We start from the raw sequence: 15,698 nt of genomic DNA, 5'->3' as shown, positions 1-15,698 counted from the left end.
GCCGTCAGGCAGGCAGGCGCAGCATCCCGTCGGAGGCCTCGGCAAGACCGTCGGCGATGAGAGAGTCGATCGCCCGGTCGCGCTGCTGTGCGTCGGGCCAGTCCGCCGCGACCTCACCGAGCGGCAGGGCGTGGGTGGAGGCATCCCTCAGCGCCTTCAGAACGGCCCCCCGAGCCTGTCGGTCGCTGCCTTCGTACCGCGCCTGCCGCCGCCGGTCATCACCGGTGTCGGGGTAGCCGGCGGCCCGCCACGCGCACTGTGCCGCGACCGGACACCGGTCGCACCGGGGGACGCGCGCGATGCAGACGGTCGCGCCCAGCTCCATCGCCGCGGCGTTCACCGTCGCCGACTCATCGCGCTCGTCCGGCAGGACGGCCGCCATCGCCGCGAGGTCGCGCTTGGACGGCGGTCCCGGCTGGGAGCGACCGCCGACTGCGCGCGCGAGCACGCGACGGGTGTTCGTGTCCACGACCGGGTGCCGATCGCCGTAGGCGAAGACGGCCACCGCGCGCGCGGTGTAGTCGCCGATGCCACTGAGGGCGAGCAGCGCTTCGACATCACGCGGCACGACGCCGCCGTGCCGATCACGGATCTCGACGGCCGCCCGGTGAAGCCACAGCGCACGCCGCGGATAGCCCAGATTCGCCCATTGGCGCACGGCATCCGCCGGCGAGGCCGCCGCCAGCGCCGTCGGCGTCGGCCAGCGCGCCAGCCATGCCTCGAGGTGCGGGATCACCCGGTTCACCGGCGTCTGCTGCAGCATGAACTCGCTCACCAGGACGCCCCACGCGCCGAATCCCGGCTCGCGCCACGGCAGGGCCCGCGCGTTCTCGCGGTACCACGCGGCGAGGGGCCTGGCGAGGTCGGGCATCCTCCGAGCCTACGTCGCTGCCCCACGGTCCGCCCATCACCGCGACGGACACCGCCGGCCGTCTCGACATCCGTCAGCGAGTTCCCTTGGAGATTCTTTCCCGGGGGTGTCGAATCGGAGGAATCTCGTTCGTAGACCTTGATGACAGCCGCCATCGAGCGACGTCCAAGAGAACAAGGAGATCCCATGGCGCTCAGCCGCATGCACGGCGGACTTCCCCTGGACCGGGGCAGGGCGTGAGCTCCGACGTCGCCGCGGCGATCGCCCGCACTCACCGGGAGGAATGGGCGCGGGTTGTGGCGGGGCTCGCGCGGCGCCTCGGCGACCTCGACGTGGCTGAAGAGATGGCCGCCGAGGCGTTCGCCGTCGCCGTCGAGCGTTGGCCCGCCGACGGCGTGCCACCCAACCCGGGTGCGTGGATCACCACGACGGCGCACCGCAAGGCGATCGATCGGCTCCGCCGCGAAGCGCGCCGCGACGAGCTGTACAAGGAGGCGCTCATGCTCGCGGACGACGCGGGCACGGAGGATGTCGGCGCCATCGAGGACGACCGGCTCCATCTGATCTTCACCTGCTGCCATCCGGTGCTGTCGATGGAGGCGCGAGTGGCGCTGACGCTGCGCATCATCGGGGGACTGACCGTCGCCGAGATCGCGCACGCGTTCCTGGTGCAGGAGACCACGATGGGGCAGCGACTGAGCCGCGCGAAGGCGAGGATCAGGACCGCACGGGTCCCCTTCCGGGTTCCGGAGCCGCAGGATCTTCCCGAGCGGGCGGCGGGGGTCCTCGCGGTGCTCTACCTCATCTTCAACGAGGGGTATCTCGCCTCGGGGGAGGCATCCGATCCGCTCCGGCCCGATCTGACGGGCGAAGCCATCCGCCTCACCCGGCTGGTGCGCGACCTGCTGCCGGCGCGCTCGCCGGAACGCGCCGAGGCGACGGGGCTGCTGGCGCTCATGCTGCTGACAGAGGCCCGCGCGTCCGCGCGTGTGTCGGAGAACGGCGACCTCCAGCGCCTGGACGAACAGGACCGCAGCGCCTGGGACGAGTCCCTCGTCCATGAGGGCCTGGCGCTCGTGAACGAGAGGTTGACGGCGGTGTCAGCCGGGGACGGCGCGTTCGGCCGCTACCAGCTCCTGTCGGCCATCAACGCCGTGCACGCGTCGGCGTCTCACGCGGGCGACACCGACTGGGCCCGGATCGTCGCGCTCTACGGCGAGCTCGAGCGGGTGGATCCCAGCCCGCTGGTGACCCTCGGCAAGGCCATCGCGGTATCGGAGTACGACTCACCGCAGGTCGGTCTGGCGATCCTCGAGCGGCTCGGCGACGCGCTGGGCGCCCATCACGCGTTCCACGCCACCCGTGCGGAGCTCCTGCGGCGCGTCGGACGTGCCGTCGACGCGCGCGCCGCCTACGACCGGGCGATCGACCTGGCGGCGAACACCGCCGAAGTCGCCCACCTCATCCGCCGCCGCGGCGATCTCGCGGCATCCATGAAAGGAGAGTCCACGTGACCACTCAACAGTTCCTCGTGATCCACATGACCGATTCCACCGGAGCGACACTCGCCCAGGACGAGGACCAGCGGATGCTCGAATCCTGGGCGCAGGAAGGCACCGACGCCGGTGCGCTCGGCCCCGGAGCACCGGTCGCGGGTCGCGACGAGGCCAAGTCCGTGAGCGTGCGCGACGGCCGGACGATCATCACTGACGGCCCGTTCCCGGAGTTCAAGGAATGGTTCGCCGGCTACGACCTCATCGAGGCCGAATCGATCGACGAGGCTGCGGCGTACATGGCGAAGCACCCCACCGCCGTGCGCGGGCGCGTCCTCATCCTGCCTACTGTCAAGCTTCCCTGGGAGGACGCGGACTGACGGCCCGCCCCGGGTGGCCGCGATCGGGCGGCGTCCGAGAGGAGAGCGGCCGGTCAGAGGGGTCTGGAGCGTCGGGCCGTCACCTGCCCGGACGGCTGTGCCACGCTCGCGGTATGCCGTCGATCTCGAACCCCGCGGTCCTCGATCCTCGCGATGAGCAGGTCATGCGGACGACGACGCCCAGGGAACGGGGATGGCGCCTTGCGGCCGATCGGCCCTGTGGTCGGCAGATCCCCTCTGATGAGCCCCGCAGCGTCGCTGCACGAGCGCAGCGCCGCGGTGCGGCGACCGGATCCCCGCGCCCTAGGCTGGAGCCATGCGCTCGGGGATCCTGCTCGTCGACAAGCCGGGCGGCATCACCTCGCACGACGTCGTCGCGCGGGCGCGGCGAGCCCTCGGCACGCGGAAGATCGGCCATGCCGGCACGCTCGACCCGATGGCGACGGGTCTGCTGATCCTCGGCGTCGAAGGCGCGACCCGTCTTCTCACGTTCGTCGTCGGTCTCGACAAGACCTACGAGGCGACGATCCGCCTGGGAGTGTCGACAGACACGGACGACGCTGACGGAACCGTCGTGTCGACGACGGATGCCGCCGCCGTGACATCCGAGCGGATCGGGTCCGCCGTCGGCACGCTGACCGGCCCGATCTCGCAAGTGCCCAGCACCTACTCCGCCATCAAGGTCGACGGACGACGCGCGTACGACCTCGCTCGCGCGGGGGAGGCCGTGGCGCTGAAGGCGCGCGCGGTCACCGTTTCGCGGTTCGAGGTCGTGGGCGAGGAGCGCGGCGCGCACACGATCGACCTGGATGTCGTCGTGGACTGCTCTTCGGGCACGTACATCCGCTCGCTCGCGCGCGACCTCGGTGCGGCGCTGGGCGTGGGAGGTCACCTGACGCGCCTGCGCCGCACGCGCATCGGCCCGTTCTCGGTCGACGACGCGGCGGGGGTGGATGTGATCGACACCGCGCCGCAGCTGACGCCGGCCGTCGCAGCGGCGGCGGTGCTCGGCCGCTTCGATGTCGACGGCGAGGACGCCCGGGACCTGCGGCACGGCAAGCGTCTCGTCGGAGCGGCGGAGCGTCTCGCAGCCAGTCCCATCGCCGCGATCGATCCGAGCGGCATGCTCGTGGGGATCGTCGAGCGCCGCGGTTCCGACGTCAAGAGCGTCATGAACATGCCCGAGGAGGCATCCGCATGATCCTGTGGTTCACCCTCGCCCAGGTGATCGTGGCCGTGGCCGCAGGGCTCTTCTGCGCCGTCGTGGGCCTGGCCGGGCGCCGGCCCAGCGACTTCACGGTCGGATCGCTCGCGCTGGTCGAACTGCTGCTCCTCGCCCAGATCGTCGTGGCGATCATCGCGCCTCTTGTGGGCAACCCTCCCACGGGAAGCATGTTGGAGTACTGGGTGTACCTCGTCTCGGCGGCGCTGCTGCCGCCCGCGGCGGTGCTGTGGGCGCTGCTGGAGCGCAGCCGGTGGAGCACCGTCATCATGGGGATAGCCGCGCTCTCGGTGGCCGTGATGGTGTGGCGCATGCACGTGATCTGGACCGTCCAGGTGGCGTGACGAGGGTCCCTCTGGCCCGGATGCCGCGGGCGAGGACGCCGTGGCGGCATCCGATCTAGACTCGTGAGGTCATGTCAACGCCCGCCCGTCCCCGCATGACCGGTATCGGTCGCGTCCTCGTCATCGTCTACGGCATCATGGCGCTCGCCGCCACCGGCCGATCGTTCGTGCAGATCGCCCAGCGCTTCGAAGAGGCGCCGCTCGCGTACTCGCTGTCGGCGGTGTCGGCGCTGGTGTACATCCTCGCCACGCTCGCGCTGGTCTTCGCCGGGTCCCGGGTCTGGTACCTCGTCGCCTGGGTCGCCATCGCGTTCGAGCTCGTCGGCGTGCTGGTGATCGGCACCCTCAGCCTGGTCCTGCCGGAGCTGTTCGCCCACCCCACGGTGTGGTCGTGGTTCGGCATGGGGTACGTCTTCGTGCCGCTCGTCCTGCCCTTCCTGGGTCTGTGGTGGCTGATCACCCACCGCCCGCACACGCCGGCCGCCACCGTCCAGCCCGCGGCGGTGGCATCGTGATCGTCTTCCGGGATCCGGGCGAGGTCCCCGCCGGGTTCGGGCCGTCCGTCGTCGCGATCGGGAAGTTCGACGGTGTGCACTCCGGCCACCGCGCCGTGATCGCCCGCGCCCGGGTGGACGCGGCCGACTCGGGTGCGCGCGTGGTCGCCGTCACGTTCGACCGCAACCCGCTGGCGCTGCTGCGTCCGGACATCTGCCCCGCCAGCCTGGTCGGCGTCGAGCAGAAGCTGCGTCTGCTCGCCGACGCCGGCGTGGACGCCACGCTCATGCTGACCTTCGACCGGACGCTCGCCGACCTGTCGGCGCGCGAGTTCGTCGAGCACGTGCTGGTCGGAGCGCTCGGCGTCACGATCGTGCTCGTCGGCGCCGACTTCCGCTTCGGCCGGGGCGGCACGGGCGACCCTGACCTGCTGCGCGAGCTCGGCCGGGAGTTCGGCTTCGACGTCGACGTCGTCGAGGACGTCCGGGCGATCGACGACGGGCGCCGGGTGTCGTCGACGTGGATCCGGGACCTGCTGTCGGAGGGCGACGTCGCGGGGGCGGCGAAGCTCCTCGGACGGGCCCACTCCGTGCGCGGCGAGGTGGTGCACGGGCTCAAGCGCGGGCGCCAGCTCGGCTTTCCCACCGCGAACCTGTCCGCGGACCTGGAGGGCTTCGTCCCCGCTGAGGGCGTGTACGCCGGCTGGCTCGTGGACGAAGGCGCGCGCCGGCACGGCGACGAGCCGCGCAGCAGTGTGCGCTATCCCGCCGCCATCAGCGTCGGCAGCAACCCCACCTTCGACGACGTGGCGGCGCGGCAGGTCGAGGCCTACGTGCTCGACGAGACCGATCTCGACCTGTACGGCCACACCGTGGAGGTGGAGTTCACCTCGCGCATCCGCGGCATGGAGGCCTTCGAGGGCATCGAGCCGCTCATCGCGAAGATGACCGAAGACGTCGCCCGCGTCCGCAGCGAGCTGGCCTGACCGCGTCGCACCCTCGCCTGCCGATCCATGGGCGGCCGGGGTAGGCTTGCTGTTCGCCTCCGGGCGCACCGCCGCGACGACAGCTTCACGCCGGCGCCCGCGACTCCGGCCCTCGCCGAGCCCCATGACAGAGGGAGATCCCATGAGCCGAACCGACGTTCAGACCCTGCCCGAGCGCGCGGTCGAACTGCTGGGCGGTGAACCCGACGACACCACGCTGCGTCGCTACCTCCATGGGCTTCCCGGCGTCGACGCGGTCGGCCTGGAGCAGCGGGCCGCGAGCCTCGGCACCCGCTCGATCAAGACCTCGTCCAAGGCGTGGGCGCTCGACAGGATCATCCAGCTGATCGACCTGACGACGCTCGAGGGAGCGGACACGCCCGGCAAGGTGCGCTCGCTCGTGGCCAAGGGACTGAACCCGGATGCCTCGGACCCGACGTGTCCGCGCGTCGCGGCCGTCTGCGTCTACGGCGACATGGTTCCCCACGCCGTCGAGGCGCTCGGCGCCGCGCATGGCGATCCCGACCACGGCGGCGTCTCGGTCGCGGCCGTGGCCACGGCGTTCCCGAGCGGACGGGCCTCGCTCGAGATCAAGCTCGCCGACACCGCCGAAGCCGTGGCGCACGGTGCGGATGAGATCGACATGGTGATCGACCGCGGTGCGTTCCTGGCAGGCAGATACGGGCAGGTCTTCGATCAGATCGCTCGCGTCAAGCAGGCGTGCCGCCGGGCGGACGGCACCTACGCATCCCTGAAGGTCATCCTCGAGACCGGCGAGCTGAACACCTACGACAACATCAAGCGCGCGTCCTGGCTGGCCATCCTCGCGGGCGGCGACTTCATCAAGACCTCGACGGGAAAGGTGCAGCCGGCGGCCACGCTGCCCACGACGCTGCTCATGCTCGAGGTCGTCCGCGACTGGCACCGCGCCACCGGCGAGCGTGTCGGCGTCAAGCCCGCCGGCGGCATCCGCACCTCGAAGGACGCCATCAAGTACCTCGTCACGGTCGCCGAGACCGTCGGAGAGGAGTGGCTGCAGCCGCACCTGTTCCGCTACGGGGCATCCAGTCTCCTCAACGACGTGCTGCTGCAGCGGCAGAAGCTGCGCAGCGGGCACTACTCGGGCGCGGATTACGTCACGATCGACTGAGCGTCGACGAACGGCTAGATAGGCACACTGAAAGGCCAGGAATGGGTTTCCTCGAGTACGCGCCGGCCCCGGAGTCGCGCGCGGTCCTGAGACTGCGCGACGAGTACGGGCTGTTCATCGACGGCGAGTTCCGTCCCGGCTCCGGCGAGTCCTTCACGACCATCTCGCCCGCCGACGAGTCGCACATCGCCACGATCGCATCCGCGAGCGCCGCCGACGTGGATGTCGCCGTCGCAGCCGCCCGCCGTGCGTTCGAGAAGACGTGGTCGCGCATGAGCGGCCGCGACCGGGGCAAGTACCTCTTCCGCATCGCGCGGCTCGTCCAGGAACGCGCCCGCGAGCTGGCGGTGGCGGAGAGCCTGGACAACGGCAAGCCGATCAAGGAGAGCCGCGACGTCGACGTGCCGCTGGTCGCCGCGTGGTTCTTCTACTACGCAGGATGGGCGGACAAGCTCGACTACGCAGGGCTCGGCGCCGCGCCCCGTCCCCTCGGCGTGGCCGGCCAGGTCATCCCGTGGAACTTCCCGCTGCTGATGCTGGCGTGGAAGATCGCGCCGGCGCTCGCCGCGGGCAACACCGTGGTGATCAAGCCGGCCGAGACGACGCCGCTGTCGGCGCTCATCTTCGCCGAGATCCTCCAGCAGGCCGACCTGCCCCCGGGGGTGGTCAACATCGTCACCGGCGCCGGCTCCACCGGCGCGGCGATCGTGCGGCACCCCGACGTCGACAAGGTGGCGTTCACGGGGTCGACGGCCGTGGGCCGGGAGATCGCCAAGGCGGTCGCCGGGACCGAGAAGAAGCTCACCCTCGAGCTCGGCGGCAAGGCCGCCAACATCGTGTTCGACGACGCGCCCATCGACCAGGCCGTCGAAGGCATCGTCAACGGCATCTTCTTCAACCAGGGTCACGTGTGCTGCGCCGGCAGTCGCCTGCTGGTGCAGGAGTCGATCCACGACGAGGTCGTCGATCGCCTCAAGCAGCGCCTGTCGACACTGCGCCTGGGCGACCCGCTCGACAAGAACACCGACATCGGCGCCATCAACTCGCGGGAGCAGCTCGATCGCATCCGCGAGCTCAGCCGCATCGGCGAGGAGGAGGGCGCCGAGCGCTGGAGCGCTGACTGCGTCATCCCCGACAACGGGTTCTGGTTCGCGCCGACGATCTTCACCAACGTGCAGGCCAGCCACCGCATCGCCCGCGACGAGATCTTCGGCCCCGTCCTGTCGGTGCTCACCTTCCGCACGCCGGGCGAGGCGATCGAGAAGGCCAACAACACGCCCTACGGCCTGTCCGCGGGCATCTGGAGCGACAAGGGCTCGCGGATCCTCGCCGTCGCCGACCGCCTCCGTGCCGGCGTGGTGTGGGCGAACACGTTCAACCGCTTCGACCCGTCCTCGCCCTTCGGCGGCTACAAGGAGTCCGGCTACGGCCGCGAGGGCGGCCGGCACGGCCTGGCCGCCTACCTCAAGAGCGCGTCGGCCGGGGAGTCCGCACGCCGGGTCGAAGCCGGCCGGGCGAAGAAGGGAATCCTGTCTTGAGCAACCGACTCTCCGTCCCGAAGACGTACAAGCTGTTCATCGGCGGCGCCTTCCCGCGCAGCGAATCGGGCCGCACGTACGAGGTGATCAGCCCCGAGGGCGTGTTCCTCGCGAACGCCGCGCTGGCCTCGCGCAAGGACGCCCGCGACGCGGTGGTCGCCGCGCGCGGGGCGGTGAAGGGCTGGTCCGGAGCCACCGCGTACAACCGCGGTCAGGTGCTGTACCGCGTCGCGGAGCTGCTCGAGGGGCGCCGCGCCCAGTTCGTCGACGAGATCGTGCAGCAGACGGGCGTTCCGACCGCCGCCGCCGCCGCGGAGGTCGACGAGGCGATCGACCGCTGGGTCTGGTACGCCGGATGGTGCGACAAGTTCGGCCAGGTCGCCGGCAACGGCAACCCGGTCGCCGGTCCGTACTTCAACATCTCGGTGCCCGAGCCCACCGGGGTCGTCGGCATCGTCGCACCGCAGGACACCGCGCTGCTCGGCCTCGTCTCGGCGGTCGCGCCGGCTCTGGTCACCGGGAACGCGGTCGTCGTGGTGGCATCCGAGCGCTTCCCCCTGTCGGCCATCAGCCTTGCCGAGGTGCTGGCCACGTCGGACGTGCCCGGGGGCGTGGTGAACGTCCTCACGGGGTCGCCGAAGGAGCTCGCGCCGTGGCTCGCGTCGCACCCGGAGGTGCACGCGCTGGACCTCGTCGGCGCGGGAGACCTGGACTGGGTGGACCTCCAGATCGCCGCCGCCGAGACGCTCACGCGCGTCCTCCCGCCCGAGAACGGCGCGGATGCCGCGGCACCGAGCCTCGAGCGCATCGCGGCGTTCACCGAGACCAAGACGGTGTGGCACACCAAGAGCCTCGTCTGACAGGCCGGGGCTCTCAGGCGAGATCGAGCCCGCCCCAGCGGCCGGGCTCGCGCAGCTCGCCGTAGTGGACCTCGACGTCATCCGCCGAGACGGATGCCACGCACGCGAGCAGCGACAGCGTCGGGTAGCCGAGCGGCCGATTGTCGCGGATGATCGCGCGATCGTCGGTGCTCTCCAGCGTCGTCGACCGCTCGAGCACGTCCAGCCACGGCAGCCACCACCGTGCGCCGTCGCCGGGGGGCGTCTGACGGAACTCCTCCAGCCACCGTGCGATCCGCGGTGTGCCGGCGTCGTCGACGTCGTCGTGGGCGATCATGTGGGTGCCCGGAGCGAGGGGGATCGACCGGAGAGCGTCGCCGTCCCACGTCACCACGCGGGCGTGAGGGCCGGCGACCTCGACGAGGTTGAACCCGTGCGTCGCCGGGGACTCCTCCGGCGAGCGTCCGGCGACGGAGTCCAGCACGATCCCGCCGCGCGACACGAGCTCGGACTCCGGCCGGGAGGACACGTCCGCGCGGTTCAGGAGCACCGCCAGCCGCCCCGCCTCGGGGTCAGCCGCGAGCCACGCTCCGCCGGCACGGACGTCGCGCACCCCGACCACGCCGTGATGCGGCTCAGGCCACCAGCGTCCCAGCGGGTTCCACGGCCTACCCGGGTCCTCATCCCGGACGGCGAGCACCCGGGTGGCGCCGTCGGCCGACGAGGGGACGTGGATCACCACGGTGCACATGAGGACTCCTGTCGGTGGCCGCCGTGCCGGTGGTCGGCACGTCATGCCAAGATCGGATGGTGTTCGTCGTCGTGGGGGTCACCGGTGGCATCGCCGCCTACAAGGCCGTGCACCTCGTGCGCCTCCTGGTGAAGGCGGGCCACGACGTCCACGTCGTGCCGACCGCCGACGCCGTCCGGTTCGTCGGTCTGCCCACGTGGGAGGCGATCAGCCGCAATCCCGTCACGACCTCCGTCCACGACGACGTCGCCCGCGTGCGTCACGTCGCGCTCGGCCAGTCGGCCGACCTCGTGATCGTGGCGCCTGCGACGGCGAACAGCCTGGCGAAGATGGCCACGGGTCTCGCGGACGATCTCCTGGGAACGACCCTACTGGCCACGACGGCACCCGTCGTCGTGGCTCCCGCCATGCACGCCGAGATGTGGCGGCATCCCGCGACCGTCCGCAACGTGCAGACGCTGCGGGAGCGGGGCGTGACCGTGGTGGGACCGGATGACGGCGCCCTGACCGGCGGTGACAGTGGGCCGGGGCGGATGTCCGAGCCCGAAGCGATCCTCGAGGCCGCGCTCGCGGCGGCGGAGGTCAGGACGGATCTGGCCGGGCTCCATGTCGTCGTCAGCGCGGGCGGCACGCGGGAGCCGATCGATCCGGTCCGCTTCATCGGGAACCGCTCCAGCGGCCGGCAGGGGGTCGCGGTCGCCGTCGCGGCCGCCGAGCGGGGCGCGCAGGTGACGCTCGTCGCGGCCCATGTCGACGACGGCGTCCTGGCGGAGGCATCCGGGCATGCTCATGTGGAGCTGCGTCGGGCCGGCACCGCGGCGGAGCTGGCGGATGCCGTCGTCGCGGCGGCGTCGTCGGCGGATGTGGTCGTCATGGCGGCCGCCGTCGCGGACTACCGCGTGGCCGAGGTGTCGCCCCTCAAGCGCACCAAGGAGTCGGCGCCGGGAGGCCTCGCGCTGGAGCTGGTCGAGACGGAGGACATCCTGGCCGGGCTGGTGCAGCGCCGCCGTGGCGACCAGACGATCGTCGGCTTCGCCGCCGAGACCCCGGCCGATGGGGAGACCCTGGTCGAACGGGGTCGGAGGAAGGCCGCCCGCAAGGGCACGGACCTGCTCGCCGTGAACGAGGTCGGCTGGTCGAAGGGATTCGAGAGCGCCGACAACGCGGTGACGCTGATCGACCGCGACGGCGCTGTCGTGTCGACCGCGAGCGGATCCAAGCGTGCCGTGGCGGATGCGCTGTGGGATGCCGTGCTCGATGTGCGACGCAAGCGCGGCGCGCCCCTCGGCGGCCACGCGCCGCGGCCTTAGGGTCGAAGCGGAGCATTCGCAGCGAATCGGAGGTCTCATGCGGTTTGTCGGTCCTGTGGCGACGCGCGTCGTGGTGGGCGGTCTCGCCCTGATGACGGTGGCGGCGATCGCGACCGGATGCCGTCCCGAGCCGCCGGCATCGCCGTCGGCCTCGCCGACCTCCAGCGTGAAGGAGCCGACCCCCGGCCCCTCGGTCACGCCGATCGAGACGGAGCGCCCGCAGTCCTTCGAGGTGCCCGGCGCCTGCGAGGACATCTACTCCGACGGCATGCTGGCGCAGCTGCAGGGGGCGAACCTGCCGCTGAACGACCCGGGCGTGACCATGCTCTCGACCGAGAACGTCGCGATCCTCGAGATCCTCGAGGGCGGCGCTCCGACGCTGCGCTGCAGCTGGGGTGCGCCCAGCGACACCGGTCTGGCCACCAACGTCACCGCGGTCGATCCCGAGCAGTCCGAGACGGTCGCCCAGGCGCTCGCAGAGGCGGGCTTCGGCTGCGAGGAGCACGGCGAGGGGACGATCTGCCGCATCGAGCAGCGCGGCATCAGCCTGGACGATCAGGAGTACACCCGCGGCGAGACGCACTACCTCGGTCAGGGCGGTCTGGTGACGACGGCGTGGCTCAATCTCTCGCCCGAGGGCTACACCGAGGACATCGTCGCAACGCTCTGGGGCTGAAACCCCCTGATCCGCTAGAATAGGCCGCGGGGAACAGCCGCAGACCTGGTCGCAGCTCGCAGAAGCGAGTGCCCGCGACGGTCCGCGGTCGATCCTGTTCCGCGTCGATGACGGCGTTCGCGCCGCCCGCGGAAGCATCACATCATCGGTGTCATCCGATCATCGCCGGTCCCGACCCGGCTCTTCAGGCTCAGGAGGAGCATGCCGACCACGGCACCCGCCCAGACGGCGCAGCGGCGCCGCAAGTCCTCGTCCGCACGGCGCGACGACGAGGCGCCCATCATCCCGATCCTCGCCCGCAAGGTGCGAGAGGTCGAGGCCAAGGCCCAGCGCGGCAAGCTCGGGCCGACCAACCGCGTGAAGTTCCAGGTGATCGCCTTCCTCGTGCGCGAGGAGCGGGCTCGCGTCAAGAACGACGCCGACCTCACCGACGCCGTCCGCGCCGAGCTGCTCAAGCGTCTGGACGGCGTCGCGACCATCCTCGCCAAGACGGCCGCGCGCGACACGTCCCTCATCCAGCTCCTCGAGGTCGACCAGGCGACCTCGCCGGTCGCGCGTCGCATGCGCCGCGACTGGCTGCTCGAGTCCGGCGCCGAGCTGCCGCCCGACGAGCTCATCATCACCGACGTCGCGCCGGTCGCGTCAACGGTCGTGCCCGCCGCGCTCGCCGAGCGCCAGGTGGTGCCGCCGCAGGTCGAGGCCCGTCAGATGGCCCACCCGTTCCTCGCCCCCGATCTGACGCTGCGTGCCCCCAGGGAGACCCCGCGCCGGCGCCTGGACGGCTGGGAGCTGATGGGTCCGCTGTACAAGGCGTTCGAGACCGGCGCCGGCGGATCCAGCGCGTCGATGGAGCTGCCCCCCGTGCCCGAGTTCGACCGGGTCTCGCCGAAGGGGCTCGAGGTCATGCCGCACCAGTCGCGGTTCCTCGAGGCTGTCCGGCAGGGCCACCGCACGTTCCTGCTCGCCGATGAGCCGGGCCTGGGGAAGACGGCGGAGTCCGTGCTCGCGGCATCCGTCGCCGAGGCCTACCCGCTGCTGGCCGTCGTCCCCAACGTCGTCAAGATGAACTGGGCCCGCGAGGTCGAGCGCTGGACGCCGCAGCGACGGGCGACGGTCATCCAGGGCGACGGCGAGGACATCGATGCGTTCGCCGACGTCTTCATCGTCAACTACGAGATCCTCGACCGCCACCTGTCGTGGCTCGGGTCGATCGGCCTGAAGGGCATGGTCGTCGACGAGGCGCACTTCATCAAGAACCTCTCCTCGCAGCGGTCGCAGAACGTCCTGGCCCTCGCGACGCGCATCCGGGAGCAGGTCCGCAACCCGCTGATGCTCGCCCTCACCGGCACGCCGCTCATCAACGACGTCGAGGACTTCGACGCGATCTGGCGGTTCCTGGGCTGGACCAACGGCGAGAAGCCCGGCCCCGAGCTCATGGGAAAGCTCGACCAGACCGGTCTCACACCCGCCGACAAGGCCTTCTACCCCGAGGCGCGCGACGCGGTGATCTCGATGGGCATCGTGCGACGCAAGAAGAAGGATGTCGCCGCCGACCTGCCCGACAAGCTCATCGCCGACCTTCCCGTCGAGCTCGACGACGAATTCGGCCGGTCCATCCGGCAGGCCGAGCGCGAGCTGGGGGAGCGGCTGGCCGCCCGGTACCGCCGCATCATCGACGCGCGCGGCGACCGCGGGCTCGCGCCCGGCGAGCTGGACGAGGACATCGTCCGCCTGGTCGCGCAGAACGAGCTCGACGAGTCCAAGGCCGCCGGCACCGGCTCGGAGAACGTGTTCACGATGGTGCGCAAGATCGGTCAGGCGAAGGCCCTGCTGGCGGCCGACTACGCGGCGCAGCTGCAGCGCTCGGTGGGCAAGGTCGTGTTCTTCGCGAAGCACATCGACGTCATGGACGCCGCCGAGGCGCACTTCGCCGCAGCGGGACTGAAGACGGTGTCGCTGCGCGGCGACCAGACGAGTGCCGCGCGTCAGCAGGCGATCGACGCGTTCAACAACGACCCCGGGGTCGGGATCGCGGTGTGCTCGCTGACCGCCGCCGGCGTCGGCGTGAACATGCAGGCGTCGTCCAACGTCGTGCTCGCGGAGCTGTCGTGGACGGCGGCCGAGCAGACGCAGGCGATCGACCGTGTCCACCGGATCGGACAGGACGAACCGGTGACGGCCTGGCGCATCATCGCCGCGCACACGATCGACACGAAGATCGCCGAGCTGATCGACTCCAAGCAGGGCCTGGCCCAGCGGGCGCTGGACGGTCAGGCCGTCGATCCGCAGTCGAGCGACTCGGTGCAGCTGTCGGCGCTCATGCATCTCACGCGGCAGTCGCTCGGCGGATAGGCATCCCGCTCGTTCGGCCTGCACGCCCCGTGCGGGCTCGGGCGCGGGTGCTCGCGCGGGCCCACACGGGGCGCGGCCGGTGCGCGTCACATGCGCCGCCGCGTCGGTAGTCCGCGTCGGCGAGCGTCACGCTGGCTAGGGTGACCTGATGGGCATCGACGTGGAGAAGCTCCTAGCCGGGCCGCGAGGGCGCCGCGTCTGTCTGGAGTACGCGCTCGAGTGCGCCTTCGACGCTCCCGCGACCCGCTGGGGCGCGACGGTAAGGCGTGCCGCATCCGCTCATGAGCTGGGGTGGGGATCGGCGAGCGTCGCTTTCCTGGCCCGCGCCGACGCATCCGGCGCGGCGACCCTGCAGCCTGCATCGATGCCGGACGCGAAGCCGAGTGCCGCGGATGCCGCCGAGGCGCTTGCCGCCATCGCGCTGGTGCCTCCGACGGCGGCGACGCTGCGCCGGACGCTCGCCGCCGCCGTGGACGCCGCGCGGTACTGGCAGGAGCCCGACGGCTTCGACGTGCTCGCCGCCACGCCGGTCGTGCGGGAGGCGCTCGGGCGCGTGGCGGAGGTCATCGGGGCATCCACGCACGCGGCGTGGTGGAGCGAGCCGACGGCGACGGGCGATCAATGGGTCGTGCCGTGGAGCGGCGCCGGACGACCGCCGCGCGACGTCGACGCGGAGCTCGCCGCCTGGCCGGACGGCGCGCGTGCCGAGGAGGAGCGGGCGCTGAGGGAGCGGCCCGCCGACCCGGCCGCGAACTGGGGCGGGGTGTGGTGGTCGATCCCGCCGCCGTCGCTCGTGCGCACGACGAGACGGCTGTTCGACGGAAGCCCCGCCGGCCTGTGGTTCGTCGAGGATTCTTTCGGCTGGGACGCCGCGGCGGCCACGCCGGTCGATGTCCATCCGGCGAGAGTGATCGAGATCGACGGACCGGATGCCTGGGCGCAGCTGTGCCGCCGGCATCCGCTCGAGGTCACGGCCTCCCGCCGGCACGACTGGTACCGGACCACGGGGCGGGACGGGATGTGGGTGCAGCCGGACTGGTCCCGGGTGGCGACGGAGACCGATGGTGTGCATCTCACCGTGGCGGGATACCTCTCGACCGCCGGTCGTGCCATCGAGGTCGACCATGCGCGTGCGTCGGTGCTCGCCGGATGGAATCCGGACGAGACATGGTGGTTCCGCGGCGTCAGCCCACGGCCGTCCGAGGAGCAGGCATGGGTCCGCGACGACGACGGGTGGAAGCCCGCCGCCGGGTGAGCGGCATCCGCGTCGGAGCGGTGACAGGCGCCTCGCG

15 protein-coding genes are annotated in these 15,698 nt (G+C 71.6%); 13 read left to right on the top strand and 2 right to left on the bottom strand.

Features of this window, described 5'->3' with window-relative positions; genetic code table 11:
• Nucleotides 1–4 precede the first annotated feature (4 nt).
• Nucleotides 5–871, bottom strand: a complete 867-nt coding sequence (locus AC5RVZ_RS27045; RefSeq protein WP_494068705.1) for an HhH-GPD family protein — start codon at nucleotides 869–871, stop codon at nucleotides 5–7.
• Between the two features lie 236 nt (nucleotides 872–1,107).
• On the opposite strand from AC5RVZ_RS27045, the gene AC5RVZ_RS27040 reads away from it, so the two are divergent.
• The 9 genes from AC5RVZ_RS27040 to AC5RVZ_RS27000 all read left to right on the top strand — a co-directional run bounded on the left by AC5RVZ_RS27040 (nucleotide 1,108) and on the right by AC5RVZ_RS27000 (nucleotide 9,338).
• Nucleotides 1,108–2,385 (top strand): RNA polymerase sigma factor, encoded by a 1,278-nt coding sequence (locus AC5RVZ_RS27040; protein WP_494068704.1) that lies wholly within the window; start codon nucleotides 1,108–1,110, stop codon nucleotides 2,383–2,385.
• Nucleotides 2,382–2,744 (top strand): YciI family protein, encoded by a 363-nt coding sequence (locus AC5RVZ_RS27035; protein ID WP_494068703.1) that lies wholly within the window; start codon nucleotides 2,382–2,384, stop codon nucleotides 2,742–2,744. Before AC5RVZ_RS27040 ends, AC5RVZ_RS27035 begins: the two co-directional genes overlap by 4 nt.
• A gap of 316 nt (nucleotides 2,745–3,060) precedes the next feature.
• On the top strand, nucleotides 3,061–3,945 hold the full coding sequence (truB, locus tag AC5RVZ_RS27030) for a tRNA pseudouridine(55) synthase TruB (protein ID WP_494068702.1): 885 nt from the start codon (nucleotides 3,061–3,063) through the stop codon (nucleotides 3,943–3,945).
• Nucleotides 3,942–4,310 carry a hypothetical protein gene (locus AC5RVZ_RS27025; protein WP_494068701.1) on the top strand — a complete coding sequence of 123 codons (369 nt, stop codon included), beginning with the start codon at nucleotides 3,942–3,944 and terminating at the stop codon, nucleotides 4,308–4,310. The genes truB and AC5RVZ_RS27025 overlap by 4 nt, the downstream gene beginning before the upstream one ends.
• A gap of 71 nt (nucleotides 4,311–4,381) precedes the next feature.
• Nucleotides 4,382–4,825, top strand: coding sequence for a hypothetical protein (locus AC5RVZ_RS27020; protein ID WP_494068700.1), 444 nt, complete (start codon nucleotides 4,382–4,384; stop codon nucleotides 4,823–4,825).
• Entirely contained in the window at nucleotides 4,822–5,790 is a 969-nt protein-coding gene (locus AC5RVZ_RS27015; RefSeq protein WP_494068699.1) for a bifunctional riboflavin kinase/FAD synthetase, read from the top strand. Before AC5RVZ_RS27020 ends, AC5RVZ_RS27015 begins: the two co-directional genes overlap by 4 nt.
• 142 nt (nucleotides 5,791–5,932) lie before the next feature.
• Nucleotides 5,933–6,940, top strand: coding sequence for a deoxyribose-phosphate aldolase (deoC, locus tag AC5RVZ_RS27010; RefSeq protein ID WP_494068698.1), 1,008 nt, complete (start codon nucleotides 5,933–5,935; stop codon nucleotides 6,938–6,940).
• A gap of 41 nt (nucleotides 6,941–6,981) precedes the next feature.
• Nucleotides 6,982–8,478 (top strand): aldehyde dehydrogenase family protein, encoded by a 1,497-nt coding sequence (locus AC5RVZ_RS27005; protein WP_494068697.1) that lies wholly within the window; start codon nucleotides 6,982–6,984, stop codon nucleotides 8,476–8,478.
• On the top strand, nucleotides 8,475–9,338 hold the full coding sequence (locus AC5RVZ_RS27000; protein WP_494068696.1) for an aldehyde dehydrogenase family protein: 864 nt from the start codon (nucleotides 8,475–8,477) through the stop codon (nucleotides 9,336–9,338). Before AC5RVZ_RS27005 ends, AC5RVZ_RS27000 begins: the two co-directional genes overlap by 4 nt.
• A 13-nt stretch (nucleotides 9,339–9,351) precedes the next feature.
• Here AC5RVZ_RS27000 and AC5RVZ_RS26995 read toward each other — a convergent pair whose 3' ends face one another.
• Nucleotides 9,352–10,068 carry an NRDE family protein gene (locus tag AC5RVZ_RS26995; protein WP_494068695.1) on the bottom strand — a complete coding sequence of 239 codons (717 nt, stop codon included), beginning with the start codon at nucleotides 10,066–10,068 and terminating at the stop codon, nucleotides 9,352–9,354.
• Nucleotides 10,069–10,127: 59 nt separating this feature from the next.
• Between AC5RVZ_RS26995 and coaBC the strand changes: the two genes are divergently transcribed.
• From coaBC to AC5RVZ_RS26975, 4 genes are all read left to right on the top strand, one after another.
• Entirely contained in the window at nucleotides 10,128–11,378 is a 1,251-nt protein-coding gene (coaBC, locus tag AC5RVZ_RS26990) for a bifunctional phosphopantothenoylcysteine decarboxylase/phosphopantothenate--cysteine ligase CoaBC (protein WP_494068887.1), read from the top strand.
• Between the two features lie 37 nt (nucleotides 11,379–11,415).
• The gene (locus AC5RVZ_RS26985) at nucleotides 11,416–12,054 is read left to right on the top strand and encodes a hypothetical protein (protein ID WP_494068694.1); all 639 of its coding nucleotides are present in this window, start codon (nucleotides 11,416–11,418) and stop codon (nucleotides 12,052–12,054) included.
• A 201-nt stretch (nucleotides 12,055–12,255) separates the two neighbouring features.
• Nucleotides 12,256–14,406, top strand: a complete 2,151-nt coding sequence (locus AC5RVZ_RS26980; RefSeq protein WP_494068693.1) for a DEAD/DEAH box helicase — start codon at nucleotides 12,256–12,258, stop codon at nucleotides 14,404–14,406.
• Nucleotides 14,407–14,554: 148 nt separating this feature from the next.
• Nucleotides 14,555–15,661, top strand: coding sequence for a hypothetical protein (locus AC5RVZ_RS26975; protein WP_494068692.1), 1,107 nt, complete (start codon nucleotides 14,555–14,557; stop codon nucleotides 15,659–15,661).
• The last annotated feature ends 37 nt before the right edge of the window (nucleotides 15,662–15,698 follow it).

The sequence above is a fragment of the Arthrobacter sp. Cza30 genome (assembly GCF_059090765.1).
Note: the sequence above shows the minus strand (reverse complement) of the source record. Positions and strands in the feature narration are given on the sequence as shown.

Excerpts from the sequence above, each read along its gene's own strand:
- AC5RVZ_RS27045 (WP_494068705.1), bottom strand. The coding sequence starts at position 871 with ATGCCCGACCTCGCCAGGCCCCTCGCCGCGTGGTACCGCGAGAACGCG.
- truB (WP_494068702.1), top strand. The coding sequence starts at position 3,061 with ATGCGCTCGGGGATCCTGCTCGTCGACAAGCCGGGCGGCATCACCTCG.
- AC5RVZ_RS27025 (WP_494068701.1), top strand. The coding sequence starts at position 3,942 with ATGATCCTGTGGTTCACCCTCGCCCAGGTGATCGTGGCCGTGGCCGCA.
- AC5RVZ_RS27020 (WP_494068700.1), top strand. The coding sequence starts at position 4,382 with ATGTCAACGCCCGCCCGTCCCCGCATGACCGGTATCGGTCGCGTCCTC.
- deoC (WP_494068698.1), top strand. The coding sequence starts at position 5,933 with ATGAGCCGAACCGACGTTCAGACCCTGCCCGAGCGCGCGGTCGAACTG.
- AC5RVZ_RS27005 (WP_494068697.1), top strand. The coding sequence starts at position 6,982 with ATGGGTTTCCTCGAGTACGCGCCGGCCCCGGAGTCGCGCGCGGTCCTG.
- AC5RVZ_RS26995 (WP_494068695.1), bottom strand. The coding sequence starts at position 10,068 with ATGTGCACCGTGGTGATCCACGTCCCCTCGTCGGCCGACGGCGCCACC.
- AC5RVZ_RS26985 (WP_494068694.1), top strand. The coding sequence starts at position 11,416 with ATGCGGTTTGTCGGTCCTGTGGCGACGCGCGTCGTGGTGGGCGGTCTC.
- AC5RVZ_RS26980 (WP_494068693.1), top strand. The coding sequence starts at position 12,256 with ATGCCGACCACGGCACCCGCCCAGACGGCGCAGCGGCGCCGCAAGTCC.
- AC5RVZ_RS26975 (WP_494068692.1), top strand. The coding sequence starts at position 14,555 with ATGGGCATCGACGTGGAGAAGCTCCTAGCCGGGCCGCGAGGGCGCCGC.